Source organism: Psychrobacter sp. H7-1, assembly GCF_904846585.1.
In the GTDB taxonomy this organism is placed as follows: domain Bacteria; phylum Pseudomonadota; class Gammaproteobacteria; order Pseudomonadales; family Moraxellaceae; genus Psychrobacter; species Psychrobacter raelei.
The window spans coordinates 37,461-63,345 of sequence record NZ_CAJHBH010000004.1 but is presented as its reverse complement, the minus strand read 5'-3'; the positions used below and the strand labels follow the sequence as shown (position 1 = coordinate 63,345).

22 protein-coding genes are annotated in these 25,885 nt (G+C 45.4%); 14 read left to right on the top strand and 8 right to left on the bottom strand.

Features of this window, described 5'->3' with window-relative positions; all coding sequences use genetic code 11:
* Positions 1 to 26: 26 nt before the first annotated feature.
* Positions 27 to 2,063, bottom strand: coding sequence for a penicillin-binding protein 2 (mrdA, locus tag JMX92_RS02520; protein ID WP_155586939.1), 2,037 nt, complete (start codon positions 2,061 to 2,063; stop codon positions 27 to 29).
* Positions 2,064 to 2,461: 398 nt separating this feature from the next.
* Between mrdA and JMX92_RS02515 the strand changes: the two genes are divergently transcribed.
* The 6 genes from JMX92_RS02515 (at position 2,462) to adk (ending at position 10,132) form a co-directional block, all read left to right on the top strand.
* Positions 2,462 to 3,793, top strand: coding sequence for a DUF445 domain-containing protein (locus JMX92_RS02515; protein ID WP_011960074.1), 1,332 nt, complete (start codon positions 2,462 to 2,464; stop codon positions 3,791 to 3,793).
* Positions 3,794 to 4,285: 492 nt separating this feature from the next.
* Entirely contained in the window at positions 4,286 to 6,235 is a 1,950-nt protein-coding gene (locus tag JMX92_RS02510; RefSeq protein WP_155586938.1) for a heme lyase CcmF/NrfE family subunit, read from the top strand.
* Between the two features lie 73 nt (positions 6,236 to 6,308).
* Positions 6,309 to 6,929 (top strand): DsbE family thiol:disulfide interchange protein, encoded by a 621-nt coding sequence (locus tag JMX92_RS02505; RefSeq protein ID WP_011960076.1) that lies wholly within the window; start codon positions 6,309 to 6,311, stop codon positions 6,927 to 6,929.
* An 80-nt stretch (positions 6,930 to 7,009) separates the two neighbouring features.
* On the top strand, positions 7,010 to 7,558 hold the full coding sequence (locus tag JMX92_RS02500) for a cytochrome c-type biogenesis protein (RefSeq protein WP_413786853.1): 549 nt from the start codon (positions 7,010 to 7,012) through the stop codon (positions 7,556 to 7,558).
* A gap of 85 nt (positions 7,559 to 7,643) precedes the next feature.
* Positions 7,644 to 9,059 carry a c-type cytochrome biogenesis protein CcmI gene (ccmI, locus tag JMX92_RS02495; RefSeq protein WP_201543732.1) on the top strand — a complete coding sequence of 472 codons (1,416 nt, stop codon included), beginning with the start codon at positions 7,644 to 7,646 and terminating at the stop codon, positions 9,057 to 9,059.
* Positions 9,060 to 9,478: 419 nt separating this feature from the next.
* Positions 9,479 to 10,132 (top strand): adenylate kinase, encoded by a 654-nt coding sequence (gene adk, locus JMX92_RS02490; protein ID WP_197708931.1) that lies wholly within the window; start codon positions 9,479 to 9,481, stop codon positions 10,130 to 10,132.
* An 83-nt stretch (positions 10,133 to 10,215) separates the two neighbouring features.
* Here the strand turns inward: adk and secB are convergent, their stop codons facing one another.
* From secB to rsgA, 4 genes are all read right to left on the bottom strand, one after another.
* Positions 10,216 to 10,665, bottom strand: coding sequence for a protein-export chaperone SecB (secB, locus tag JMX92_RS02485; protein ID WP_110816336.1), 450 nt, complete (start codon positions 10,663 to 10,665; stop codon positions 10,216 to 10,218).
* Positions 10,666 to 10,758: 93 nt separating this feature from the next.
* Entirely contained in the window at positions 10,759 to 11,022 is a 264-nt protein-coding gene (gene grxC / locus JMX92_RS02480; protein WP_011960081.1) for a glutaredoxin 3, read from the bottom strand.
* A 215-nt stretch (positions 11,023 to 11,237) separates the two neighbouring features.
* A complete protein-coding gene (locus JMX92_RS02475; RefSeq protein ID WP_011960082.1) occupies positions 11,238 to 11,666 on the bottom strand; it encodes a rhodanese-like domain-containing protein in 429 nt (142 codons plus the stop codon).
* Between the two features lie 125 nt (positions 11,667 to 11,791).
* Positions 11,792 to 12,916, bottom strand: coding sequence for a ribosome small subunit-dependent GTPase A (gene rsgA, locus JMX92_RS02470; protein ID WP_110816337.1), 1,125 nt, complete (start codon positions 12,914 to 12,916; stop codon positions 11,792 to 11,794).
* Between the two features lie 542 nt (positions 12,917 to 13,458).
* On the opposite strand from rsgA, the gene orn reads away from it, so the two are divergent.
* Positions 13,459 to 14,040 carry an oligoribonuclease gene (gene orn / locus JMX92_RS02465; protein ID WP_011960084.1) on the top strand — a complete coding sequence of 194 codons (582 nt, stop codon included), beginning with the start codon at positions 13,459 to 13,461 and terminating at the stop codon, positions 14,038 to 14,040.
* Between the two features lie 23 nt (positions 14,041 to 14,063).
* Here orn and JMX92_RS02460 read toward each other — a convergent pair whose 3' ends face one another.
* Positions 14,064 to 14,954: a UDP-2,3-diacylglucosamine diphosphatase gene (locus JMX92_RS02460; RefSeq protein ID WP_011960085.1), complete on the bottom strand. Its 891-nt coding sequence runs from the start codon at positions 14,952 to 14,954 to the stop codon at positions 14,064 to 14,066.
* Between the two features lie 18 nt (positions 14,955 to 14,972).
* Positions 14,973 to 15,485 carry a peptidylprolyl isomerase gene (locus JMX92_RS02455; RefSeq protein ID WP_041773541.1) on the bottom strand — a complete coding sequence of 171 codons (513 nt, stop codon included), beginning with the start codon at positions 15,483 to 15,485 and terminating at the stop codon, positions 14,973 to 14,975.
* 471 nt (positions 15,486 to 15,956) lie between these two features.
* Here JMX92_RS02455 and JMX92_RS02450 point away from each other — a divergent pair, with 471 nt between their 5' ends.
* Positions 15,957 to 17,708, top strand: coding sequence for a glutamine--tRNA ligase/YqeY domain fusion protein (locus JMX92_RS02450; RefSeq protein ID WP_041773294.1), 1,752 nt, complete (start codon positions 15,957 to 15,959; stop codon positions 17,706 to 17,708).
* A 98-nt stretch (positions 17,709 to 17,806) separates the two neighbouring features.
* Here JMX92_RS02450 and JMX92_RS02445 read toward each other — a convergent pair whose 3' ends face one another.
* Positions 17,807 to 19,441, bottom strand: a complete 1,635-nt coding sequence (locus JMX92_RS02445) for an aminotransferase class I/II-fold pyridoxal phosphate-dependent enzyme (protein WP_201543723.1) — start codon at positions 19,439 to 19,441, stop codon at positions 17,807 to 17,809.
* 433 nt (positions 19,442 to 19,874) lie between these two features.
* Here JMX92_RS02445 and msrB point away from each other — a divergent pair, with 433 nt between their 5' ends.
* The 6 genes from msrB to hfq all read left to right on the top strand — a co-directional run bounded on the left by msrB (position 19,875) and on the right by hfq (position 25,867).
* Positions 19,875 to 20,297: a peptide-methionine (R)-S-oxide reductase MsrB gene (msrB, locus tag JMX92_RS02440; protein ID WP_011960089.1), complete on the top strand. Its 423-nt coding sequence runs from the start codon at positions 19,875 to 19,877 to the stop codon at positions 20,295 to 20,297.
* A gap of 218 nt (positions 20,298 to 20,515) precedes the next feature.
* Positions 20,516 to 21,109 carry a 6-pyruvoyl trahydropterin synthase family protein gene (locus tag JMX92_RS02435; protein ID WP_011960090.1) on the top strand — a complete coding sequence of 198 codons (594 nt, stop codon included), beginning with the start codon at positions 20,516 to 20,518 and terminating at the stop codon, positions 21,107 to 21,109.
* Between the two features lie 62 nt (positions 21,110 to 21,171).
* Positions 21,172 to 21,657, top strand: coding sequence for a tRNA (adenosine(37)-N6)-threonylcarbamoyltransferase complex ATPase subunit type 1 TsaE (tsaE, locus tag JMX92_RS02430; RefSeq protein ID WP_011960091.1), 486 nt, complete (start codon positions 21,172 to 21,174; stop codon positions 21,655 to 21,657).
* Between the two features lie 100 nt (positions 21,658 to 21,757).
* Positions 21,758 to 23,710: a DNA mismatch repair endonuclease MutL gene (gene mutL / locus JMX92_RS02425; protein WP_201543721.1), complete on the top strand. Its 1,953-nt coding sequence runs from the start codon at positions 21,758 to 21,760 to the stop codon at positions 23,708 to 23,710.
* A gap of 84 nt (positions 23,711 to 23,794) precedes the next feature.
* Positions 23,795 to 24,892 carry a tRNA (adenosine(37)-N6)-dimethylallyltransferase MiaA gene (gene miaA / locus JMX92_RS02420; protein WP_201543712.1) on the top strand — a complete coding sequence of 366 codons (1,098 nt, stop codon included), beginning with the start codon at positions 23,795 to 23,797 and terminating at the stop codon, positions 24,890 to 24,892.
* Between the two features lie 369 nt (positions 24,893 to 25,261).
* Complete coding sequence (gene hfq, locus JMX92_RS02415) at positions 25,262 to 25,867, top strand: RNA chaperone Hfq (RefSeq protein ID WP_011960094.1); 606 nt, start codon at positions 25,262 to 25,264, stop codon at positions 25,865 to 25,867.
* Positions 25,868 to 25,885 lie beyond the last annotated feature (18 nt).

Here is a 25,885-nt window from a genome sequence, read left to right as displayed (position 1 = left end):
CAGGCAAATTTTACTCAATAGATCCGTTAATTGCTTTGGGCCGGTTTTGGCTTGTCGGCAGATTTTTCAACAGGCTTGTCGCCAGGCTGAGTAGTGCCGCTCTGCTTTTGCTGCTCTTTTAGGGCTTCTTCTAGCGCAGCTTGGGCATCACGTTCGGCATCTAGGCGTGCTTTTTCTTCAGCCTTTTGCGCTTTTATAATAGCCAGTTCGTCTGGTGTAGGTGGTACGATTGGGTCGCTTTTACGGCGCAGTATCCAATAATCAAACAAGGCGCGGCCAATCGGTGCGGCTGTTGAGCCACCACCGCCACCGTTTTCGACCAAGACGGCCACAGCAATCTCAGGGTCTTCTACCGGTGCAAAGCCGGTGAACCACGCGTGGTCCCAGTGGCGCTTATCTAAAGCGGCCTTGTTATAGCTTTTGCCCTGAGCAATGGACTTGACCTGAGCGGTACCGGTTTTACCAGCGATGCGATACCGCGGAGTATAAATACCGTGACCGGTTCCTCTTTTAACGGTCTCCTCCATCGCATCGCGCATTTTTAGCCAGTCCGCTTGGGTGCCATTAAATTCAATTTGACCTGTCGGCCGATCAATAGGATGTACCTCTGCAGCACCTTCAGATCGCTTAAGCATGTGCGGGGTAAGCTTCTTACCTAAATTTGCGGTCATGGCTGTGGCATTAGCAACCTGAAGCGGCGTCGCCAAAAAGTAACCTTGGCCAATACTGACCGAAATAGTCTCACCCGGTAGCCAGTCTTTATCATAGGTGTCTTTTTTCCACTTAGGGGAGGGCATAACGCCAGATTTCTCACCTGGCAAATCAATACCGGTAGGGCTGCCAAAGCCAAAGCGGATCATCCAATCATGCAGTCGTTGAATGCCCAATTGATACGACAATTTATAATAGTAAGTATCCACAGACATGACGATAGATTTGGTGAGGTTAACCGTACCATGACCGCCTTTTTTCCAGTCACGAAAGCGGTGACTGTCGCCCGGTAGGGTAAAGTAGCCGGGGTCATAAATGGTATCATTCCAGCCCATTACCCCATAATGAATAGCGCCCAAACCCTCAAAAGGCTTGATGGTAGAGGCCGGAGGGTACATGCCCTGAAGCGCTCGGTTATAAAGAGGCTGATCGGGGTCATCGCGCAGCGCCCCATAATCTTTAAAAGAGATGCCCGAAATAAAAGGGTTAGGGTCAAAGCTTGGATTACTAACGAAGGCTAAGACATCGCCATTTTTAGGGTCAATGGCGACAATAGCACCGCGGCGGCCATTAAGTTGTTCTTGAGCTACCTTTTGTAGGCCGTAATCTAGGCTTAAATAAATGTCATTACCTGGAACAGGCGGCGTGCTATCAAGTTTGCGCAGCACATCGCCATGGACGTTGGTCTCGACCGCTTGATGCCCAGGCTTACCGAGCAATAAATCCTCATAGTAATTCTCGATACCAATCTTGCCAATTAAATCAGTGCCTGCATAACGCTCTTTGTCTATTTTCTTAGACTCTTTATCATTAATACGACCCACATAGCCGATAACGTGCGCAAATAAATCATCATAAGGGTAGCTGCGCGTTAGTTTGCTTTGGATGCTCACGCCTTTAAAAAATGGCTTACGCTCACTAAACTGCGCCATTTGCGCATCAGTGATGTCAATTTTTACCGTGACCGGATCATTTTTATTTTTGTCAATGCGTGCCAAGATATCGGTAATGTCCTCTTCAGTTAAATCGAAGATAGGCGCTAACAGATGCAACGTACGTGCCGGATCCTTAATCTCATCTGGGCTAAGCATGGCTGTAAATACCGGCTTATTATCGGCCAGCAAATAGCCATTACGGTCATAGATATAACCGCGAGAGGGCGGATCTGAGATGAGCTTAACCCGGTTGTTGTCTGCTTGAGTGATGTATTTTTCGTGAGAATACACTTGCAAGTACCAATAGCGGGCCATAAGCACCGAAAGGCCTAAGAAGATAAATAGCGCAGCAAAAAAAATACGGCTGATAAACACCCGATTTTCTTGTCGAATATCTGAAGAGATAGGTTGTTTCATTAAGTGTATATGCTTAGCAGGCAAAAAGATTGGAAGGTGAGGGCTTAGTATGCGGGTAAAAAAACCAATATTTCTAATTATATCATACCAAACTGTGCTGCATGGTAATTGAGCGCAAATATTCAAAGACAGTTTTTAATGTTATTTATCTGAGTAGAAAATTTTTAATCAGCTCTTTTATTGAGCAAAATTAAACAGTGACTTATAAGATTAGGGGTTAACTATTGCACAATTTGATGATATCAAGCTATTATCAGTGCCTGCTATGATTTGCGAGTACGCTTAAGTAAATCAGTGGTGGGTGTGTTAGAATTTGGCACACAAAATGACCGATATACGGAAGTGGGTGTTTAACCTAAGTCTATAAAGAACAATAAAGAATAAGTGATATATCCAACATGTTCTCTTCTATTTGGCAAGTCTTAACCGCACATCCTGAATTTTTAGCGATGCTCACTATCCCGTTTGTGACGGCATTTGTGACTTGGGCGCATGTTTGGATGGCATTAAAAATGCTGTTTTATCCCATTAAGTTTTGGGGGATAAAAATTCCTAACCTACCGTTTGGCTGGCAGGGTATTGGCTGGCAGGGTATTGTGCCGCGTAAGGCAGGTAAAATCTCAGGGGTCATTGTTGATCAGACCTTATCTAAGCTTGGCTCACTTGATGAATTTTTTAAGGCGATGGAGCCTGAAGAGATGGCTGACTTTATTACTAAAACAGTCGATGCCAATCTTGAGCATCTTATTGATGAGATTATGAATGAGCGCTCTGCCTCTTTGTGGAGCAATTTGCCGTATGCATTAAAGCGCCGCATCTACGCGCATGCCCATGAGCAGCTTCCCATTATCATGCGTGAGCTTGTGGTAGACTTAACCCACAACGTAGAAGACTTGGTAGATATGCGCCAAATGATTGTGCGCACTATGGAAAATGACCGCCGTTTGATGGTCAATATGTTTTTGAAGGTGGGCCAAAAAGAGATCAACTTTATTTGGCATATTAGTGCGCTTATAGGCTTTGTGTTTGGTATCGTGCAGATGTTTATTTATCTGTTGGTGCCACAGCACTGGACAGTGCCATTTTTTGCTGCCATCTGGGGCTTTTTGACTAACTGGATTGCCATTTGGATGGTGTTTAATCCAGTAGAGCCGGTACCGGTTAAGTATTTAAGACTGTTTAAAAAGGTCAAAGGCTTTCCTTTTGTGGTGCCAGTTATCCCTCGTATGGACACCTACTATTGGCAAGGCGGCTTTATGAAGCGTCAGCCTGAGGTGTCGGAGGTGTTCGCCGGCATCGTGGTGCAAGAGCTGGTAACCCTTGAGAACATCATGAATGAGATGATGTATGGCTATAAAGCGGCTGAGACCCGCAATCTAATGAAGCGCCATTTGTATGGGGTGTTAGAGTCACCTGTGGTCAGCACCACTTTGCGTGTCGGCTTGGGGCGACGAGAGTTTGGTCAGCTCAAAAATACCATTATCGATAAGTCTATTGATGCCACTATGGTGCCTATCCGTGATCCGGGGCTTAATGAAAGCCGTGCTAGCAAGATTTATGGCCTGTTTTGTGAGCGTATTAAAGCGTTAACACCCAGAGAGTTCCAAAACTTGCTGCGTCCCGCCTTTAGAGAGGATGAAACCACATTAATTATCTTGGGTGGGGTGACGGGTTTTTTGGCCGGTTGGCTACACTTAATACTGGTCTTTTTCCCCATCAGTGGCGGTTAGATTTATAATTAGACCCATGACCGCTATAAGCCGCATCCTTATGCAGGGCACAAGCTATCTCTGTCTTAAGCGGCGTCTTAGGCAGGTTTTTCGGGTTAAGTGGTTTGTTACCAAGGCTGTTTATATGGCCCGTAACTCTATATAATAGCCGCTATAAATTGTCTTTGATAAAGCCACTCTATTGACTGAGTGGCTTTATTCGTCAAGAGCGCATAACTTACTAAAAAGGTTATCAATAGAGACTACATAATTAGTGATGTCATGTATGTCATGCGTGCTGATAGACCAAGCGCAGTTAAGTTAAGCGTGGCCAATTAGGCAAAGACAAATGCTATTAAAATATGAGTAACACAAATATCAGTGTTCACCATGCCTTGAGTGATGGTCGACAATTTAAAGTTTCATGAGTATTCACACGCTTATTTTGATGGGGCAAAACCTGCCTCATGATGATAAATAAGCAACAGCGTAGTAGTTTTAGGGCGAGCGAATATGGTAATTACTGAGCTAGGGTATTTTGCTTTAGTGGCATCAATGGTATTGGCGTTACTGCAAGTGGTGCTACCAACTTTTGGCATTGTCCGGCAGCAGCCTCATTTGCAGCGTTTGGCTCCAAGCTTAGCTTGGGCACAGTTCGTGGCAGTAGGATTGTCCTTTTTGGCACTGATGGCTGGGTTTTATTATAACGACTTTACTTTAGTGTATGTCGCCCAGCACTCCAACTCTTTGCTGCCTTGGTACTATAAGCTATCTGCCACTTGGGGTGGTCACGAAGGGTCTTTACTATTGTGGGTAACCATTTTGGCTGGCTGGTCATCCATGGTGGCGTGGTTTAGCCGCGGCTTACCACTCAATATGCGTGCTCGCGTTTTAGTCATCTTAGCGGCCGTACAGTTGATGATGTTGGCCATGCTGATTTTTACCTCATCACCTTTTGATCGCACCTTACCCAATGTTCCTGTGGATGGGGCGGATCTAAACCCCTTACTACAAGACCCCGGCTTAATTTTCCATCCACCTATGCTATATATGGGCTATGTGGGAATGGCAGTGCCGTTTGCATTTTGTATGGCGGCGCTTTGGGCCGGTCGTTTGGATGCGGTATGGACGCGTTGGTCTCGCCCGTGGGCGCTAGCGGCATGGGGCTTTTTGACCTTGGGTATCGCTTTGGGCTCTTGGTGGGCTTATTATGAGCTTGGTTGGGGCGGTTGGTGGTTCTGGGATCCGGTTGAGAATGCATCCTTGATGCCTTGGCTGGCATGTACGGCCTTAATTCATTCGTTGGCGGTAACTGAAAAGCGTGGGGTGTTTAAAGCGTGGACCATTATGCTGTCTATCTTCGCCTTTGCGCTAAGCTTACTGGGAACCTTCTTGGTGCGCTCAGGGGTGATTACCTCTGTGCATTCTTTTGCTGCTGATCCCACGCGTGGTTTGGCCATTTTAGCCATCTTAGGGGTGGTGATTGGCTCAGGGTTATTTGTGTTCGCTGTGCGCGGATGGCGCTTGACCGTTGAGAGTCATTATGGTCTAAAATCACGTGAGACCTTATTAGTAATCAACAACATAGTAATATTAGTGGCCACCTTAGTGGTTCTACTAGGAACCTTGTATCCCATCATTGCTGACTCCTTTAATTTGGGTCAGGTATCGGTGGGCCCTCCTTACTTTAACGCCTTGTTCGTGCCTTTGGCGTGGCTGATTTTATTGACTATGGGTATGGGCTCAAACTTGCGCTGGAAGCAAGACAAACGCCCGCTGCTGGGTGCTGCTACCACCATTTTGGTAAGCAGTGCATTGTTAGCCGGTATTATTACCTACCTCATTACCAAAAGTCTTAATGTCCAAATTATTATCACCGGTTTATTGTGTTTGTGGGTGCTGGGCTGGATGTTGTATGACATCAAAGAAAAAACCCGCAATGCACCAAGCCTTGGGCAAGGTCTAAAGCGTTTAAAAGCTCATTATTGGGGCATGCAAATTGCGCATGTGGGCGTATTGATTGTCGCTTTGGGTATTGGTGTGACCACCGCGCTGAGTGTCGAAAAAGATGTGGCAATGACGGTGGGCGATACTGTGGATGTCAATGATTACCACTTTACTTTAGTTGACTTCGAACAAGTGCGCGGCAAAAACTATGATGCCACTCAAGCGGAGATTAAGGTCGAAAAAGACGGTAAGTTTGTGACCACGTTATATCCACAAAAACGTGATTATGTGGTCAGTAGCATGCCTATGACCGAAGCGGGTATCCAAACCACTATGCTACGAGATGTCTATGTGGCCCTAGGCGAGCCGATTAATGTCAATGAGCCTGAGGGTAATTGGGCAGTGCGTGTGTATGTTAAGCCCATGATTGCATGGCTATGGCTTGGTGCCATAGTGATGGCGTTAGGCGGCATTATCAGTATGCTAGATCGTCGTTATCGCCTAAAAAAATCTTAATTAAGATTGGTTAGGCGTAGTCAGTCGTATACGTTAAGCTAGGTTCATAACTTGTTATTTAAGGAAGCTATAAATGTCTGATCCGGTCATGAAGAAGTCACAATTTAAGGTCTGGTTTTTAATTCCACTGATTGTCTTTGCAGGTCTGATTGTCATGTTCTTTGCTCGGTTGGGTAAACCGACAGAGGTGGTCATTGATAATGCGCTCAACCGTCCGGTTCCGACTTTTGACTTGCCGCTTTTGTCTGACCCTTCAAAAAATGTGACCAATGCAGATTTACCTAAGACGCCATTTTTAATTAACGTCTGGGGCTCTTGGTGCCCAACCTGTATCGTTGAACACCCTTATTTAATGCAGCTGCATGAGCAGGGCGTCCCTATTGTGGGTGTTAACTATAAAGATGAGCTTGAAAATGCCAATGGCTATCTGGCGGATGGTGGCGATCCTTTCTTATTTAGCTTCCGTGATTATTCAGGTAGCTTTGCCATTGATCTAGGTCTGACAGGAGCGCCTGAGACCTTTGTCGTGGATTCGGAGAATAACATTCGCCAACACATTATCGGTGAGGTGGCTGAGGAGAACTGGAAGGCGCGTATTGAACCTTGTGTCTCTTTGCTCAATAAGCTTGGTGAACAACAAGCGGATTTATCTGCCGCAGATACCGCCAAAAATATCGCAGAGGTGTGTAAATGAATGCATCAAGCCTAACATTACAGTCATTTGGCCGAGCCCTAAAATATAGCCTAAGTATCTTAGTTCTGGCCTTTAGCCTTATGGGATTTCATACTTCGGCGCATGCTGCCATTGAGGTGTACGAGTTTAACAGCCCCAGCCAAGAGGCGCAGTATAAAGCCTTGATTGAAGAGTTTCGTTGCCCAAAGTGCCAAAACCAAAACTTAGCCGGCTCTGACTCACAAATTGCACAAGACCTAAAGCGTAAAACTTATGAGATGGTCATCGCCGGACAAAGTGATGCGCAAATTCGCGAATACATGTATGAGCGTTACGGCGACTTTATCAGCTATAAACCGCCTGTACGTCCTTCTACTTGGATCTTATGGTATTTTCCACCACTGATTTTAATTTTATTGGTAGCGGGCTGGTTGTGGCGTACCAAACAAGGCCAGAGAAATAAGGCGTTGGCCACAGCACAGGCTGCTCAAAGTGATACAAAAGCGGCGAGCCGCCTAACCGATGCTGACAAAATTGAGTCAGAATTATCCAGTGAAGAAGCAGCCAAGCTAAATGCGTTACTACGCAAACACGGCTCAACATCTGATGCAAATAGCCCAACAAAACGCTCCGATAGCGATTTAAAATAGCCTAAGCTTTTATAACGCAGCAGTGAATGTAGGCTTCACAGCCTATCTTATGCGCTTTATACCTCAACTTGTAAGGAGTTAAATCATGCCAACGTTAGTGATTTTTGTCGCGCTGGCAATAATATTGACACTTGTCTTGGCGGTTATTGTCTTAATGCCTTGGCTTAGAGTGGATAAATCTGCTCAAAATAATCAACTGATCGTGCTAAATATTGAGGTATTTAAAGAGCGTCTAGAGGAGCTAAAAGCCGACTATAATTTAGGCGGCATGAGTGAGGCTGAGTTTAAAACTCAAAAAACTGAGCTTGAGCGTCAACTGCTTTTGGCCAGTGATGATAAAAACAGCCTTATTTTGGACGATAACCTAGATACCGATTTGGCACATAATGGGCATAGCAGCAGCGCCATTGCCAAGGCCCAGCGTGAGCAAAGATTCACCCGCAGTGCCAAAGCACGCTTAACTATCTTAATCTGTGTGCCCATTTTGATGATCATGGCATACTTTTTGTCTGGTGATCGAACCGCTGTGACGAATCTGTGGCAAGCGCAAGATAAGGTGGGGCAGGTAGCAGATGACTTATTGACCGGCAAAATTGATGCCCCGCCTGAGTGGGCCACCGAAGATAGTATTGGTCTGATGGGCGCCATCCAGACCAACGTGCATCATCATGCCTATGACCCTATGCGCTGGATGCGATTGGCCGATATTTTAATGGCATTTGAAGCCAACGACCAAGCTTTAGAAGCCCAGTCACGTGCTTATCGCTTAAGCCCAGAAGATGAAGAAGTCGCCGTTGCCTACGCTCAGACCAAGTTCTTCACCAGTGGCGGCATGCTAGATAGCAGCAGCCGTGAAGCATTACAAAATGTACTAAGAAAAAATCCAGAGCATCAAGGCGCCCAAATGCTTATGGCAATGGGTGAGGCCCGCTCAGGTAACTATGAGCAGGCACAAGCATGGGTTGAGCGTTTAAGACAAGGCATTGCTGCCAGAGATGGCGATCACAGTGAGGCTTTAAATAGCTTAAATGAGTTAAGCCGTAATATTGCTCAGCAGCAACAGGCAGCGTTACAAGCACAAACCTCAGGAGCCAAGAGCACTACAGATAGCGCTGCTTTTGCTCAGTCTGTGGCAGTTACCGTGACGTTAAACAAAAGCTTGGACAGTATGGTTGAGCCCAGCGATATACTGTTTGTGACCGTTCAAGAGGCCACAGGCGGTGCCCCATTGGCAGTGAAGCGCGTGCCGGCTACTCAGTTAAGCAGTGCAGTGAGTGGCTTTAATATCGAGCTTAATGACAATGATGCGATGATGCCCACCCATACCTTGTCAAAAGCTATGGCTGAAGGCAAGTCTTTGGTAGTAAAAGCCCGTATTAGTAAATCAGGGCAAGCGATGACAGCGTCCGGTGATTTAGAAGCCACTGATTTACCCTTAGAGTATCAGGGGGTAGCGGGTGATTTAAAAGTGGCACTTGAGATTAATAAACAGGTGCCTTAATGGGCATGGGTTTTGAGATCAGTTGCAACAAAGCTTTTCTCAAAACCGTAGGGCAAAGCACAAACAGGGCATAACAAAAATAGGGTAAAATAAAATAACAAAGTGAGCCGTTACCCTAGCCATAAGCGTGGCTATGCTGTTGTCATAAAAGTGACTTAATTTTGACTAATAAGTTTTCGTTATATCGGTATTTATTATCAAAATAGCTTGAGCTTTTTTTCAGCACAATGTAAGGTATTTGTGTTTTATATGACAGGATTAAAGCGTCCCTAGTGGCTACTAGCGAATGAGAAGTTGTCACCACCTTATGATAAATAGTATATTTAGGGCTTGTGGTTATCGATGCTCAATTAATTTAGGCGCTTTATTTTTTGGATGATATTTGCTCATCTACACAACTTAAGAGGATTACGACTATGATGCGTATTATTTTGCTAGGGCCTCCAGGGGCAGGTAAAGGCACCCAAGCACAATTCATATCTAAACAATATGATATTCCACAGATTTCTACCGGTGATATGCTACGTGCTGCCATCAAAGAGGGCACTGAGCTTGGCAAAAAAGCAGAAGGTATTATGAAATCTGGTGGCTTAGTATCAGACGACTTAATCATTAATTTGGTGAAAGAACGTATCGCTAAGCCTGACTGCGCTAATGGTTGTATCTTCGATGGCTTTCCACGCACTATTCCACAAGCTGAAGCGTTGATTGAAGCGGGTGTGGACATCGATCATGTGGTAGAAATCAGCGTACCTGATGATGAGATCGTCTCTCGTTTATCAGGCCGTCGTCAGCACCCAGGCTCAGGCCGTGTGTATCACCTAAAATACAATCCGCCTAAGCAAGAAGGCTTAGATGATGAGACAGGTGAGCCACTTATCCAGCGTGATGACGATAAAGAAGAAACCATCCGTGATCGCTTAGCTACTTATCATGAGCAAACCTCTACTTTGGTTGGTTTTTACCAAAACAAAGCCAAAGAAGATGCCAATGCCCCTAAATATCATCAATTCGATGGTACCAAAGATATTGAAGTGGTTAAAGAAAATATTCTTAGTGCTCTAAAAGGCTAGTCTTCAACGTTATTTTAAGCATTAACGTAAAAAAACCTCAGTTCATCTTTGAACTGAGGTTTTTTTATATCACAATAAGCTGATTAAGCGTTGCCTTCACCATCAGTAACCTGCTGCTGGCTTTGAGCATAAGCTTGATCAAAGTTAACAGGCGCTAGTAGCAATTGAGGGAAGCTACCACGAGTCACGATATCACTGATGACTTCACGGGCGTAAGGGAATAGGATATTAGGGCAGTAAGCACCTAAAATTTGACCCACTTGATCTTCTGGGATGTCTTTGATTAAGAAGATACCCGCTTGATGCACTTCAGCGATAAAGGCAGCAGCACCTGCGTTTTGTGCATTAACGGTTACTGTTAAAATCACTTGATAATGATCTTCATCAAGTGGCTCAGCTGTGGTGGCCAAATTAATATCAAGCTCTGGTTGCCACTCTTTGGTAAATACTTCGGCACCGGCCACTTCAAGTGACATGTCTTTTACGTAAATACGTTCAAGGGCTAGTTGAGGTTGGGCTTGCTGTTCTGCCATGAAAATTATCCTTAGTTATGGGTTGTAAATTGTAAGCGGGGTTATCCGTTGAAAGTTAAATATCTGGCGCAAAATAATAAAAGGCGTGGGTGATTAGCCGTTTACCATTTCATCTAGTTTACCGCTTTGGTTAAGCTGATTTAACTGATCAAAACCACCCACAAACGTGTCGCCAATGAAGATTTGAGGGACAGTTCTGTAGTTATTGGTTTTTTTCATAAGCTCCATACGCTCATCCGAGCTGATATCATGCATACCAATTTCTTTAAATTCAATACCTTTTGATTTCAAAAGTTGTTTGGCATTAGAGCAGTAAGGGCAAATGGGGGTGGTATATACAGTAACAGGAGCAGTCATGTCATAATCCTTTTTGTTATTTATTAAAATAGGCCAATCATTAAACCAGCAAAATTAGGGTAAGATGATACAATCCTTGATTTTACTAAACTGGGCCTGGTTTATAATGGGTTATTTAACTGTTTTTTGTATTCAATGTATTACTTAAGATACCAATCTGACACAAGGGTGGCCTATAGGTGTCAATAGGCAAAGCGACTTCTTATGCTAGTCAATTAACGGGCTTTGGCTTTGCCATTTACAGTTTTAGTGGTTTTTACGGTACCACCCACTAAAGGCATGCCGGCTGCCTGCCAACCGCCGATACCGCCATCTAGGCGAAATACATTAGGTTTGCCAATCATTTGTACGGCAGCTCCTGCTTGAAGGCCCATATCACAGACGATGACCACAGGGGCTTCAATGGCACGAATCTCTTCTAGACGGTCTTTAAGCTGAGTAAAAGGAATGTTGCGGCTGCCTTGAATGTAACCGGTTTCAAATTTCTTCTTGGCACGAATATCAATGATTTGTGCATTTTGTGAGTTCACTAAGGTGCCCAAAGTATTGGGAGACACCTTTTTACCACTGCGTTGGTTTTCTACAGTGAAGAACAAAAAGATAAGCACGGCCAATGTGCCGAATAAAAACGGGTGGTGGGCCATGAACTCAAGCCAGCGATCTAAAGACAAAACACTTCTCCAATAAAATTTTTATGGCAATTATTATAACGTGATAAGGCTATAAATGCATTAGCGACTGTAGACTATTGCTACTAGGGCACTCATACTTAATAAGTGGGGGTATCGGCCTCAGCTTGCAAGGTCACCAAGCTCTCTACCCGGCGCTGTAGCACCCTGCCTTCAGCGACCGCTTCCCAAAGTGCGCAGCCTTTACTGTTATGGGTATGCTTGCAATCTCTAAATTGACAATCTGCCGCTAAGGCAGAGAGCTCAATGAAGCCTGCAATAATATCATCAGGGGTCAAATGCCAGATACCATATTCACGAATACCAGGCGTATCGACAATGCCGCCTTGGGTCAAGTCGTCACGATTAAAGGGCAAAAGGCGACTGGTCGTGGTGGTGTGCTGGCCAAGCTTAGAGTTGGTGGATATGACGTTCACGCTTTGCTCAGAGTCTGGCAATAACGCATTGACCAAGGTGCTTTTACCGACCCCAGATTGACCGGCGAAGATAACCAACTTATCTTTAATTTTTTGCTGCAAGTCCGACAAGCCCAGCTGAGCTTTAGGCTGATCCTCACTTTGGGCACCATGTAAGATATTTTCAGGACAAGGCGCGGCGGTGAGCACCGTCTCATAACCTAGGTTTTGGTACTCATCTAGCAAGGCTTGGGTAAACGCATAATCTTCAATGGATAATAAGTCAGCTTTATTGAGCACCAATAGCGGCTTAACATCGGCATGATGACAGACCACCAAGTAGCGGTCAATCAAATTAGGCGCAGCTGCTGGCAAGGGGGCAAAGACGATGGCTAAGATATCTACGTTGGCGGCCACAGGCTTAAGCTTGTGATAGCGATCGGGGCGTGATATTAGTGAGGTTCTAGGCTGCACCGACTCAATGCGACCAAAGCCGGTATTGGGATCGGCCACCCAGCGTACTTTATCGCCTGTGGCTATCATAGGTAGATTGGTACGCACATGACAGCGCCAGATATCACCCAGCTCAATGGCCTGCCAAAATGGTTCAGGCTCTCCTTCGACCACTTCAGGTCGCTCAGGTATGAGGGTAGGCAGTGAGGTCACTTGCACCTCTAATTGCTTACCATAATGGGCCATTACTACGCCATCCATCAAGCTGCCATCTATCGATTCTTGTTGCTGAGCTTGCTGTTTATCAATGCGTCTTAGTTGTTGTTTGGTCAGCTTACGTTGTCGTATTAAAGCCATAAATTCAAATTACCTGTGGTTTGTTCTAAAAGAAGTTTTTTGTAATATCTGGATGGTCAATGAGGGTGAATGCAGTCTGGCTCAAGGGCTATTAGCATATCGCTTAATGACCGGCTATACAATAAAGTGACAGTTTACGCCTTCTAGGCGCACAATAGTTACGGCCAAAGCGTCGAAATTTGTTACCATAGAGGGCTGACGAGCTGGCAGCTTAAATCGATAGCGCCAAACCGGATATCAAGCGGCAGTGATGCCGCATAGCGTGATGTCTCTTGTCGTGTGTCCTTGATGGTGCACCCTAGGCAATGTGCCCTGTATTGTACCCTGATTTGACGCGTTGTTTTGCCCCATTGTTTTGACCCTATGCGGCTAGTGTCTAAAATAACGAGTGGCTAAACAGATGGCCAAATGGGTGGCCAAAATAAGAGGCGCAGCGGGCTCGTGATGTTTTACAGGCTATCTATAATAGTTTATTACCGTGATTTACGCTTTAAATTAGCAGCGTTTATGTTTTTTGTATATTGGCAGGTTTAGGAAAAATTATGAGTGACCACCCCAACAAAATTAGAATTAAGAATCAAGGCAAAAAAGGGCTTATCTGGATCGATTTAGAAATGACCGGCCTAGACACAATGAATGATGACATCATTGAAATTGCGACCATAGTCACCGATGAGGATTTAAACATATTGGCAGAAGGTCCAGTATTTGCCATTAAAGTCTCAGACCAAAAGCTAAACGCGATGGATGACTGGAATACCAAGCAGCATGGGCAGTCAGGTTTAATTGATAGGGTGCGCCGTAGCAGCGTAACTTTAGAGCAAGCCGAGCAAGAAACCATTGCCTTTTTGAATAAATGGGTCGATGAGGGTAAGTCTCCAATGTGTGGCAACTCAATCTGCCAAGACCGCCGTTTTTTAGCGCGTCAGATGCCGCAGCTAGAGCGCTTTTTTCATTACCGAAACCTAGATGTGTCCTCTATCAAAGAGCTGTGCTATCGCTGGCGACCTGATATCTTAAAGGGTGTTGAAAAAACGGGCAGCCACTTAGCGATGGACGATATTCGTGATTCTATTCGTGAGTTGAAGCACTATCGTCAGCATTTTTTCAAACTGTTGGATTAAGCACTTAAATAAAGGGCAGCGGCTTAACGGGTTGGCCACTCAAACGTAACCAGCTCAAAGCTTGAGCTAATCTGAGTGTCCAAAGCCAAGCCAATCACCGCTTGTACTTGTTCACAGCGGGTATCTGGGTCTAGGATACGCCAATCCCCGAGCACATAGCGTTTTTTAAACTCAAGGGTTTGAGAGCGGGCTTTGGCGTTTAACGCCAGGTGAGTTTGATGGCAGGCTGGGCGGTGGGTATGACCATGAATGAGGCCATCGACTTTTTTAAGAGCACAGGTGACCGCCTGCTCATTTACATCCATAATTTGTAACGATTTGGCTGATTTATCGAGCGCACTTTGACTGCGTATCTTTTGTGCTAAGGCTTGGCGCTTATGTAGCGGCTGCTTAAGTAATAGCCACTGTACCAATGGATTACGCATGACCTTACGAAAGCGCTGATAGCGCTTATCATCTGTGCACAAGGCATCGCCATGCTCTAGCCGATACGTCATCTTGCCAAGCTTTAATAGATAGGGCTCATCAATCAGCTGTCCACCGAAGCTGTCACAAAAATCTTGACCGATTAAAAAGTCGCGATTGCCATGCATCACAAAGCTTTGGCAGCCTTTATTTTTAAGCTCAGTAAGTTTGGTTATGAGGGGAGTTAGCCAATGGCGTTTTTGCTCTGTAGCAGACAATGACAAATACGCATCGTCGCCAATCCAAGCATCAAACCAGTCGCCTAAAATATATAGCTGATGTACATTGGGCAGCACCAACACATCATCAAGTAAAGCCAAAAAAGCCTGCACTAAGGCAGGCTCATCAGCGGATAAATGCAAATCACTGATAACCACCCGATTGATATCATAGGGTCGGGTGGTTATCAGGTGATGATAGCTGCTAATAGCAAAATCTTGATTAGACATAAATCAGCTAAAACTTACTTATTCGCTGACCACAACCGCAGAGTTGATAATCACAGGCTCTTTTGGTACATCAGCGTGCATGCCATAACGGCCAGTAGGTACGCCTTCAATTTTCTTAACCACGTCCATACCGCTGGTTACTTTACCAAATACGGTATAGCCCCAACCTTGCATGTTTTTGCCAGAATGGTTTAAGAAAGCATTGTTTTTTACGTTAATAAAGAACTGACTGGTGGCTGAGTGTGGATCTTGAGTACGCGCCATAGCAATGGTGCCTTCCTCGTTCTTCAAACCATTGTCTGCTTCGTTTTCGATAGGCGCGTTGGTGCTTTTTTCATTCATGTCAGCATCCATACCGCCGCCTTGAATCATGAAATCTGGAATAACACGGTGAAAAATCGTGCCGTCATAATGGCCTGATTTTACATAAGACACAAAGTTTTCAACAGTTTTAGGTGCTTTTTCAGCGTTAAGTTCGATTACGATCTCACCCATAGAGGTGTTTAGTTGTACTACTGGCATATCGCTCATTTGTGTATCCTTAGAATTTGTAGTGATGTTGGTACTGGGGGTTTGAGTAGCAGTGGTATTGGTACAGCCCATCAAAAAAAGAGGCAAAATTAAGCTACCAAAACCTAACGTTTTAAGTGTGCTCACAGGGTGTCCTTATCGGATGAAATGGGCTGGTTATTGGTTAAACTACCCGTTATGTCCTAAATATAAGTGATGAGGCAACCGGCAAAATACCAAAAAGGTAGGGTTTATCACCTGTGGTTAGCGAATGAGTTCTCGCCAGCTAGGCAACAAAATGGTCAGTTATCCCCTTGTTTAAGAGCACAATGGGCTCTATATAGAGCAGATGCTCTTAAATTTAAAGGGGTAGTCTAACCTCTTTTTTTTGGGTTGTCATGTGTCTAGCTGTTACAGGGTTTGGTAAACCTGATAGAATGGGGCAAAATTATGAATGATACCCCCAAGTTTTATAATAGGAGAAGTAATTCGATGAGCACTGAAAATAATAAAGCGAATGCCTCAGCTGAGCACAAAGAGGATCAAAAAAACGATTTTATTCGTCATATTATTCGTGAAGATTTGGCCCAAGATAAATACAATCAAATCGTGACCCGATTTCCGCCTGAGCCAAATGGCTACTTGCATTTGGGTCATGTCAAATCTATCTGTCTAAACTTTGGAATTGCCAAAGAGTTTGGCGGTATTTGTAATCTGCGCTTTGACGATACCAACCCCACTGCCGAGAAGCAGGATTATATTGATAACATCAAAAACGACGTACAGTGGTTGGGCTTTGAGTGGGCCGATCAGCCTTATTATGCGTCAGGCTACTTCGATCAGCTACATGAATGGGCCATTAAACTGATCAAGCAAGGCGATGCCTATGTTGACTTGCAAACACCGGAGCAAATTAAAGAAAACCGTGGTTCATTTAATGAGCCAGGTAAGCCGTCGCCACAGCGTGATACCAGCGTAGAAGAAAACTTGCAGCGCTTTGATGATATGAAAAATGGTAAATATGCCGAGGGTGAGGCGGTACTGCGTGCCAAGATTGATATGGCAAGCCCCAATATGAATATGCGTGACCCTGTTATTTATCGCGTTATGCATCAAGCACATCACCAAACGGGTGATAAATGGTGTATCTATCCGATGTATGATTATGCGCATCCCTTATCGGACGCCATTGAAGGGATTACACACTCCTTATGTACGCTAGAGTTTGAAGATCATCGTCCGTTTTATGATTGGGCTGTAGAGAAGATTGGCTTTGATGTACCACCACATCAGTATGAGTTTAGCCGCTTAAACGTCGATCACACCATGACCAGTAAGCGTAAGCTTAAGCAGTTGGTTGATGAGCACATTGTCAGCGGCTGGGATGATCCACGTATGCCGACCATTGCTGGCATGCGTCGCCGTGGCTATACGCCAGAAGGTCTACGTGATTTTTGTGACCGTGTTGGTGTGACCAAAGCCGATAGCGTGGTAGATTTCCGTTTGCTTGAATTTAGTATTCGTCAATCGCTTGAGAACACCACCGCGCGTGGTATGGCGGTATTAAAACCTCTAAAAGTGACCATTACTAACTTTGATGAGGCGTTAAGTGAGTGGGAAAGCCTAAAAGATGACGGCGTTAATGCGCGCTGGGATGAGGCGAGCAAGACCTTATGGATCAATCAGCCCAAGCACCCAAATATTGATATGGGCGAGCGTGAGATTCCTTTTACTGAAACCATCTATATCGATCAAGGTGATTATGAGCTTGAGCCGCCAAAAGGTTATAAGCGTCTGTCTCCTGAGAAGCCAGAGATTCGTCTGCGCAATACCTATGTATTGGCCGTGACTGAGCATGTGCTAGATGATGCAGGCAATGTGGTAGAGCTAAAAGCCACTATCGATAAGACGACGCTGGGTAAAAACCCAGAAGACCGCAAAGTAAAAGGTGTGATTCACTGGGTATCAGCCACGCAAGGCGTACCCGCAACCGTGCGTTTGTATGAGCATCTGTTTGCAGCAGAGAACCCAAGTGCGGTAGAGGACGTACATCAAGCACTTAATGATCAGTCTTTAGTTGAGCTAGAGGCAGTCGTTGAGCCCGCTTTGGCCAATGCTGAGCCGGGCACTCGCTTCCAGTTTGAGCGTGAAGGCTATTTTGTGGCGGATGAGGTAGAGCACAGCAGTGATAAGCCTGTGTTCAACCGCACTGTGACGTTACGCGATAGCTTTAAGCCAGAATAAAATAAATAGCCTGGTAATCTTTGATAGACTAAAAGGCGCTAACGACATCTCGTTAGCGCCTTTTTTGGGGTGGTAGCAGTAACATAAACGCCAGCACTTTACCCTAAACTATCAGTACCATACTGTTTGCGCTTGTTGCTGAAGAACCTGTCCAATCTGTCCATGGCATCTTCTAAATCTAATAAGTTAGGTAAGAACACCACACGGAAGTGATCGGGCGCATCCCAGTTAAAGCCCGTGCCTTGTACCATCAGCACTTTTTCTTCGATTAATAAGTCCATCATAAACTGCATGTCATCTTCAATAGGGTAGATGCTGCGGTCAATTTTTGGGAAGCAATAAAAGGCGCCTTGCGGCATGGTGCATGAGATACCTGGGATGGCATTTAGACGCTCTACCGCTAATTGGCGCTGCTTGTATAAGCGGCCTGTTTCGGCCGTTAAGTCCTGCATGCTTTGATAGCCGCCTACTGCAGTTTGGATGGCATGCTGAGCTGGCACGTTAGCACACAAGCGCATCGAGGCGAGCATATCTAGGCCTTCAATGAAGTCGCTGGCATGTTCTTTATTGCCAGAGAGCATAAGCCACCCCGCTCTAAAGCCGGCAATCCTATGTGACTTTGACAGACCATTGTAGGTCAAAATCAGGACATCTTGCGCTAAGGTACACATGGGGGTGTGCACTGCATTATCATATAAAATGCGGTCGTAGATTTCATCTGCCATCAGGACTAAATTGTACTCACGTGCCAGATCGATAATTTGTAGCAGCACATCGTTAGAGTAGAGCGCGCCGGTGGGATTATTGGGGTTAATCACCACTATGCCACGGGTCTTATCGGTAATTTTTGCACGGATATCTTCAATATCAGGCTGCCAGTTATTCTCCTCATTACAGCGATAATGTACCGCGGTGCCGCCAGCAAGATTGGCCGCGGCTGTCCATAGTGGATAATCTGGCATAGGGATAAGCACCTCATCACCATCATTCATCAAAGCTTGCATGGTCATGACAATAAGCTCTGATACGCCATTGCCTAGGTACACATCACGCACATCAACCGCTGATAACAGCCCCTTTGATTGATAATATTGTAAGACGGCCTTTCGGGCTGAGAAAATACCTTGTGAGTCTGAATAACCGGTCGCATTGTGCAAATTTAGCGCCACATCTTGCAAGATTTCATGCGGGGCATCTAAGTTAAATGGCGCGGGGTTGCCGACATTAAGCTTTAAGATGCGCTGACCTTGAGCTTCCATTTGCATTGCTGTCTTAAGGAGCGGGCCTCGGATGTCGTAGCAAACGTTTTGTAATTTATCAGATTTTTTTAAGGGCTTACGGATAGGGGCGGTGTTTTTCATGATGCTGTTGCTCGTACTTAGGTGAGAAGAAGGGGTCTGGATAACGCTTGGAGTAGCATTGGTGCTTGAGTTAATAGAGGGTGGGTTGCTGGCAAGGCTTGAGCGTTGAGTACTATTATCTGGCTCAGCGTTGTCTGCTGGCTCACCACGCAATAAATAGCCCTCAGAGCAGCCTAAGATATGAGCCAAAGCGGGCAGCTTGGAGGAGACAATCCCATTTATGCCACGTTCCCAATTAGATATGGCGCCACGACTGACTTTAGAACCGGACGCTGTCATTGCCGTAGCCAATTGCTCAGCCGTAAGACCCTTGGCCTTACGCAGCTTACTGAGCCTTGCGCCTTGTGCCTTAAATTCAGATTGCTCACTCATAACGGCTACTCTTTGTTGTTTGGTTTATATGCTTTTAGCCACCGTCTAACCTAGGTGTGCTAAACAATTTGATGTAGAAATTCTCTAATGCAAGATATTATTGCATTAAATGGTTTTTTTCAATGGGCTATAATGCAAGTAAATCTTGCATTGCGAGAGGTGCATTTGAAATCACAGAGGTTTCTAATAACAGGTTTTTTATAAAAAGTATTTAAAATTAATGGCTTAGCTATGATTAATGAGCCAGGCGCGTCTGCTAAAGGTATCCTATTGTCACGCCTATCTTTGATGATAAGAAGTTTTATGATTATGTAATCAAGCTCTATATTTGGTAAGATTAGGCAAAGGGGTGATTGAAGTTATCAAGGATGCCCGCATAATTGACAGTAGCGCACTCAAATAACTGATGATAAAAATACCAAAAGGACATGTTATGCAAGACTCACAATTGACCCCAGAAGAAATCGCCCAATTAACCGACGCAGACTGGCGGGCGCGCTTAAGCGATGAGGAATATCGTGTGCTGCGTCAAAAAGGCACAGAGCGCCCTTTCACCGGCATCCATAACGACATGAGCGAGCAGGGCGTGTATCGCTGTAAAGGCTGCGGTGCCAAATTATTTGATTCAAGCAATAAGTTTGATGCCGGCTGTGGTTGGCCAAGCTTCGATGCCACCTTAGATGAGTCGGCCGTAGATGAGCACTTAGATACATCGCATGGCATGCGCCGCGTTGAGGTCACTTGTCGTAATTGTGGCGGTCATTTGGGACATGTGTTTCCTGATGGCCCAAGAGAAACCACAGGGCTGCGCTACTGCATTAATTCAGTGGCCATTGACTTGGAGCCAAAACCCTAAGTTCAAGGGTAGCGATTGTGGCTAAAATCTAGTAACTGAGGCTCTACATTTAAGGACTGAGCTTCTATTAATGATTGAGCGTCAAGTCTTGGGCCGCCATTAATTTAAACAATGGGTAACACTGACAGGTGTTATCCATTTTGTTTTTTGTCTATAGTGGTAAACTATGGCGTAATATCGAAAAAACCTATTGACTCTAAGTTTTAGTGAGAATAATCATGCGAATACGTAAGCTGTTTAAATTTGAAAACGCCCATATTGTGCGTAACTGCAGCTCGGATAGATGCAAGCGCTCTATTCATGGACACAGCTATCAAATTGAGCTGATTTTGCAAGCAGACAGACTAGATAATGGTCAAATGGTATATGACTTTGGCCTGTTAAAATCCTCTATCAAAGACATTATTGATAGCTTTGATCATGCCATTTGTTTTTGGAACAAAGATGATCCTGAATACATTGCAATGTGTAAAAAATTCAGCGCCCGCTGGATCAGCTTGCCGGTATCACCTTCAGCGGAGCAGTTTTCTCGGGTCATTTTCTTTTGGGCCCAAAGTATTTTAGAGCAGACCAAAATGGCCAATGGCGAGGCAGATGTCAGCGTGTATTCGGTGATTGCTCATGAGACGGCAACTGGCTACGCTCAGTGCTTTGCTGAAGATGTGAGCAACGAGCACATGGGTAAATTGGCGCTAGAGGATTTTGAATTTAGCGATCAAATCAAGCAAGAGTGGAGTGATCCGGCGATGTATGACAAGCTAAAAGCAGGTGAAGCTTTTATAAACCCTGAAGTGGCACTGCAAGTAAAATAATAATCAGCAGCTGATAACCAGTCATCAACCTATGGGCTACAAAGAGAATAAAAGGAGTGCCAATGACGCGCCGCAATGTACAGCTTACGCTAACCTCTGAGAGCGATACTCAGGCCTTGGCCAAACAGTTGGCCCAAGCCCACATCAAAGGTAGTGTCTGGCTATCAGGAGATCTGGGTGCCGGAAAGACCACTTTAACCCGCTACTGGCTGCGTGCCCTAGGCCATGAAGGCGCGGTAAAAAGCCCGACCTATACTTTGGTTGAGCCTTATGAGCTAAAAAATAGCACGAATGTGGCGGTTGATCGGGTATATCATGCCGACTTGTATCGTCTACAAGACCCAGAAGAGCTGTCATTTATAGGCTTTGAAGAGTATTTGGAGGATGAGCGGGCGTTGGTAATTATCGAATGGGCCAGCCGTGCTGAGGCGTATTTGCCGCCACCGGTAATGACAGTCACCCTTACTGTGGTCAGTGATGAGCAAGGCACACGCCGAGAGGTGAGCGTGGACTTTGATGACGCTATTGATTTTGTTGCACCAGATTAATGACTTGATCTTTTGCAGTGATTTGGATGCTCATATCCTTAATTATTTACCTTAATTTATTGGTCCTCATTTATTTATCGTCCAGCTTTGAGCTTTATACATGATGTTTCGCCGTAACCCGCTCGATGGCTTAGCCGACACTGGCCTACAGGTCAGCACTCAGGCTCAGCATAGCAATCGCATAAAAAAACTGCCGCCTTTATTGGTCAATCAGCTGGCAGCAGGCGAGGTGGTGACTCGGCCTGCCTCAGTGGTCAAAGAGCTGATTGAAAATGCGCTTGATGCTGGCGCGCGCCAAATTGATGTGCGCATTACTCAAGGCGGTATGGGCATTATTGAGGTGGCCGATGATGGCTGCGGCATTCATCCTGAGGATATGGTAATGGCGGTGACCCGCTTTGCCACCAGTAAAATCGCTGATGTGGCGCATTTGCAAGGCATAGCCACTTTAGGGTTTCGTGGTGAAGCACTGGCCGCTACAGCTGCTGTGTCCCGATTGAGCTTAACCAGCTGCTGTGATGACAGCGGTATTGGCCGACAGCTTAATGTGGCCGGTATTTTAGAGGACACGCCGCAATTGGTGCCGGTAGTGCATCGCCGTGGCACCACAGTAAGCGTAAAGGACTTGTATTTTAATGTGCCGGCAAGACGTGGCAATCTAAAGGCCATCTCGACTGAGTTTATGCACATCGAGACGGTGGTCAAACAGTTGGCATTGGTAGCAAGTGATGTCAGCTTTAGCCTTTGGCATAATGACAAACGTCGTTTTAATTTTGCCGCCATCCATGCTGAGCCGTCATCGCCGTTAACCGTATCTTCGTCTAACCTTGCCTCAGAAGCCTTATCTACCCAAGTGATGCAAGCCTTGCTGACACGATTAAAATCGGTGCTACCCCCAAGTCATGAGCAAGCAAGTTTATTACATGACAACAACTTGCAGGTGTTATCCTTAGATTTAGAGGCGCTGCGTGTGCAATATGAGGGCATGCGCGGCATCAACAGCAGCCAAGAGCCACTAGGCATTGAAGGGCTGATAATTCCAAGTACAAAGGCACTGGCCAATCATCCTTATAAGCTGATTTATATCAATGGTCGCTTGGTCAAAGATAAGCGTATTGCCCAGAGCCTACGTGAGAGCATTAATGGCTTTGATCACATTGCCAGCCTAGGCTACGTGCTGTTTTTTAATCTGCCCAAGGCGTGGCTAAATCTTAATGTGCATCCCTCGAAGCTGTGCATAAAAATCCAAAATCTGGCCAATGTCATGGCGCACTTTGAGGTGGGCGTGCGTGAGGCCTTGCAGCGTTGGCAGAAGCGTCAGCCGATAATACAGCCGATAGTGCAGCCGCCGCAATACCAGATCAACGCCCAAGCATCAGTGCAAGTGGCGCAGTCCCACTCTCACCAGATATCTGTCAGCCAAGGCTCTAAGCGGATTGCACCATCTAATCACATAGACTACCCGCACAATAGCAGTGCTACAGCGTCTGAGACGACAGTACCTCAGTTAAAACAGCCGGTACAGACAAATGAGTCGATAGCCTATTATCAGACACAGGGCCACCACGGCCAGTATACGCAAAGCCACCCCCATGTCGTCTCTGATTCACGCTTATCAGGTTTTGACACTGTAACAGACTTGCCTCCTGTGTCTTTTACCCAAAAAGATGGCCCAGTGCAGTGCTTATATTTGTTAAAGGACAGTCTGTTGAATGAGAGTCTGTTGAGTGACAGTCTTTTAAGTGATCAGCAGCTGGCGTTATTACAAATACAGCACACCCTGTATGTTTTTTTGGAGACTGAGTTGATACGGTGGCTACAGGCTAGCTTCTGTACGCTGCTAGAGGATGAATGGCAGAGACACTATAAAGACTATCAAGCCTGCGTGAGTCAAGGGCAAAAACTAGCCTGGATAAACACCCAGCTACAAAATCTAGCTAAAGCGGCTCAAAACCAATGGAAGCAGCCTTGGAGCAAGCAATTGGCCGACCAAGCGCTTGGCGAGCTGCCTTTATCGCAGCTGATTCAATTAATACTAAAAAACGACCCGTAAAATCAGTTAGGTTTATGACAGTGTCCAAGCCGTTTATAACCGCTAATCCAATCAAAAAAAACCATAACCATAAGAGTAGATACCATGGGTGATGTTGATAATTTAAGCTTGCCAACAAAGCTGCCAGACAATGCGGTGGTGTGCTTAATGGCTCCCACAGCCAGCGGTAAAACCTCGTTGGCTTATGAATTGTATGAGACCGGACGCTTTGAGATTGTTTCGGTCGACTCTGCGCTTATTTATAAAGACATGAATATAGGTACCGCTAAGCCCACACAAAGTGAGCTTGAGCAATATCCGCATCATTTGGTGGATATCATCGATCCGACGCAAAGCTATAGTGTGGCAAACTTCGTCAGCGACACACAGCAGCTTGTTGAGCAAATTCATCAGCGCGGCAAAATTCCGCTATTGGTTGGCGGTACCTTGATGTATTACATGGCACTGTTTAACGGCTTATCTCCAATTCCCGATACCGACCCAAACGTTCGTGCCCAAGTAGAGGCTCAGCGTCAGCAGCAAGGGATTGAAGCCTTGCATGACTATTTATCTAAGATAGATCCACTGCTGGCTGAACGCTTACCTATAGGTGATACCCAAAGAATTACCCGCGCCATCGAGGTATATCAACAAACCGGTAAACCCTTAAGCTATTGGCAGCAACTTCCCAAACAGGCCTTATCAGACAATCCTCAGCAGTACTGGCTAGGCTTAGCGGTCATTCCAGATAGAGCGTGGCTCCATGAGCGTATTGCCTTAAGGCTTGAGATGATGTGGGCAGATGGTTTTTTTGATGAGGTGGGGCAGCTGCTTACCAATTACTCATTGGATGCGCAGATGCCATCGATGCGCTGTGTGGGCTACCGCCAAGTCATTGATTACCTGATAGCCACCGATCATCCTCTGATTAGTCGGCTGAAAATAAACGGCCAATCTGTTGATAATAAAGGGCTAGAAGTGAATGAGGCGCACAAGTCAATTGCTTGTCAAGATATGAAAAATAAGGCATTATATGCGACGCGACAGCTGGCTAAGCGCCAATATACCTGGCTTAGAAACCTGGTAGCAAGCCATCAGCCCTCTGATACGCTACAGACAAGCGGTGCACAAACTGAGCAAAAAGTGGTGCACAGCTTCGATACCATACAAGACGCTAAGGCCTATTTATTCTCCCGTCTTTAATAAAAGCACAATAAAAAGTGTCACAAAAGATGTCAAAGGCAATGTAGCCGATGCGTAAGTAATATATCTTGAGCGTAGTTCGCTATAAAGGGTATGGACTGGATTTTGAGAGTGAAAATAGCCCGCTTAATATTGTGAACATCAAATATAAGCCAGCCAAACGTATATAAAACCTGTGCTTCACTTTTTTTGTAAGACGAAGAGCAAAAAAAATGCTATGGTAAAGACAACTTAAGTATTGACAACTTCATTTAGAAATACAACCAATTAATAACGAAACGTAATAGCTATTTTGGGATTACAGTATTACCCTAATTACTTATTTGTCATCCATCTATAATAAATTAAAAAATTCAGGAGACATACCTCATGTCAAAAGGACAAACGCTTCAAGATCCATTTTTAAATTCTTTGCGCAAAGATCGCATACCCGTATCTATCTTTTTGGTAAATGGTATTAAACTACAAGGTCAAATTGAATCTTTTGACCAGTATGTGGTGTTGTTAAAAAACACGGTCAGCCAAATGGTATATAAGCATGCCATATCAACAGTAGTACCTGCCCGCAATCCACGTAGCAGTGGAGCAACACCGGGCGGCTCTATTCAACAACCTGCAGGCTACCCTAGTGCAGGCGGCTTTAGTGCACCGCCAGCTGCAGGGGGATTTGATCGAGGCGCGCCTGGTTTTGAGCCGGGTGGTTTCGCCAGTAAGCGCAGCGGCTTTAATCGTGGCGGCTTTGCCGATCGCGGTTTTAATCAAGAGCGTGGCGGCTTTGCCCAAGAGCGTGGTTTTGGGGTAGAGCGCGGCTTTGAAGGCGATCGTGGTTTTGATTCTGATAGAAGCTTTGGCGCCAGTCGTCCACAACCACAGCGCGGCTTCGATGAGCGTAGCTTTGAAAAGCGCGGCTTTGCAGCGCCCAACCAGGTCGATAATGATGAAGACTTAGGTGGTGGTTTTGGCAGTGATGATTAACTGTTGATGCTGATTTCA